At 60.7% G+C, this 1,793-nt stretch carries 3 protein-coding genes; all 3 read left to right on the top strand.

Features of this window, described 5'->3' with window-relative positions; genetic code table 11:
- On the top strand, positions 1-285 hold a 285-nt coding region (gene rnpA, locus ABT116_RS44145), incomplete at its 5' end, for a ribonuclease P protein component (protein WP_351646487.1).
- Positions 282-662 (top strand): membrane protein insertion efficiency factor YidD, encoded by a 381-nt coding sequence (gene yidD, locus ABT116_RS44140; protein WP_007729147.1) that lies wholly within the window; start codon positions 282-284, stop codon positions 660-662. The genes rnpA and yidD, both read left to right, overlap by 4 nt.
- 4 nt (positions 663-666) lie before the next feature.
- Positions 667-1,773, top strand: a complete 1,107-nt coding sequence (gene yidC / locus ABT116_RS44135; protein ID WP_003942570.1) for a membrane protein insertase YidC — start codon at positions 667-669, stop codon at positions 1,771-1,773.
- Positions 1,774-1,793: the final 20 nt, after the last annotated feature.

Below are 1,793 nucleotides of genomic sequence, written 5' to 3'. Positions count from 1 at the left end.
GCGTTCGATCGCGAGCAAGTAGAGGCGCTGGTAGTAACAAATCACGGTCCCCGTTTCGGGCTGATCGTGAGCAAGGCTGTCGGGCCGGCGGTGATTCGACATCGAGTCGCACGCCGGCTTCGTCATATCTGTGCAGATTTCGTCGGACAGGTTTCACCGGAGACGGACGTGGTGATCCGCGCACTTCCGGGCGCAGCTACCGCCAGTTCAGCTGAACTGGCCAAGCAGTTGCGTGGGGGCCTGACCAAAATGAACCTATTGGTGTCGGTAAGTGAAGAGCCATGAGTACTCCGCTCTCTGAGCAGATCGAGACTCCCAGAGCCTCCCGTGTCATCACGGTGTTGAAGGCTGTGCGTCGCGCTCCCGCCACTGTTCTCATCTTCTGTATCGAGTTGTACCGGACGTATGTGTCGCCCTTGAGGATGCCGACCTGCCGGTTCACCCCCACCTGCAGTGAATACGCAGTCGAAGCGCTGCGCACTCACGGGGCGATCAAAGGCCTTTTCTTGACTGTGGTGCGGTTGGCGAAGTGTGCCCCCTGGCATTCTGGAGGGTGGGACCCTGTCCCTGCCCGTCGTGACCGTGATGCGGGTAGCCGCCATAGCTGTCCGGAAGCACGCGCAGCGTGTCACAGTCCGACGGACGAACAGAGGAGTACTTAGAGCCGTGCTCAATTTCATCTACTATCCGGTATCCGCGATTCTGTGGGTCTGGCACAAGGTCTTCGGGTTCATTCTCGGCCCGGACAACGGAATAGCCTGGGCGCTTTCCGTGGTGTTCCTGGTGTTCACCTTGCGTGCGGTTCTGTACAAGCCGTTCGTGAAGCAGGTCCGCACGACCCGCCAGATGCAGGAACTGCAGCCGCAGATCAAGGCATTGCAGAAGAAGTATTCGGGCGACCGTCAGCGCCAGGCCGTCGAGATGCAGAAGCTCCAGAAGGAGCACGGATTCAACCCGATCATGGGCTGTCTCCCGGTCCTGGCTCAGGCACCGGTGTTCATCGGTCTGTTCCACGTCCTGCGCTCGTTCAACCGCACCGGCACCGGCATGGGCCAGCTGGGCATGAGCGCCGAGGACAACCTCAACACCCCGAACTACGTCTTCTCGGCCACTGACGTCCAGTCGTTCCTGGATGCCCGTCTGTTCGGCGCACCCATCTCGGCGGCAATCACGACGCCGGTTGCGCAGCTCCAGGCTTACGTCACCGAGAATGTTCCCGAGCTTCCGTCACGCCTGAACATCATTCTCGTGGCAGCTCCGCTGATGATCATCGCCAGCATCGCGACGCACTTCAACTCCCGCGCTTCGGTTGCACGTCAGAGCGAAGCAGCTGCCGCGAACCCGCAGTCCGCGATCATGAACAAGCTCGCGCTGTACGTCTTCCCGCTCGGCGTTCTGGTCGGTGGACCGTTCCTTCCGATCGCGATCCTCCTGTACTGGGTGTCGAACAACATCTGGACCTACGGTCAGCAGCACCTCGTCTTCCGCAAGATCGACGCCGAAGAAGAAGCCAAGAAGCAGGAAGCGATCACCCGTCGCAACGACAATGCGCCCAAGCCTGGTGCCCGTCCCGATCCCAGTAAGAAGAAGGGATCCCCGGCTGCGCTGAAGACCGCGGATTCAGCCGACGACGACGGCGATGCCCCGGAAGTTTCGCTCAAGAAGCCACAGCCGAAGCCCTCGGGTTCCAGTGGTGGTTCCACGTCGAAACCGAAACAGAACCGGCCACAGAGCAACCGCGGCAACTCCCCCAAGCGCAATAAACGGCGCTGATCCAGGAAAGAGAACGACAG

It is taken from the genome of Streptomyces sp. NPDC002130 (assembly GCF_040296465.1).
In the GTDB taxonomy this organism is placed as follows: Bacteria; Actinomycetota; Actinomycetes; order Streptomycetales; family Streptomycetaceae; genus Streptomyces.
Note: the sequence above shows the minus strand (reverse complement) of the source record. Positions and strands in the feature narration are given on the sequence as shown.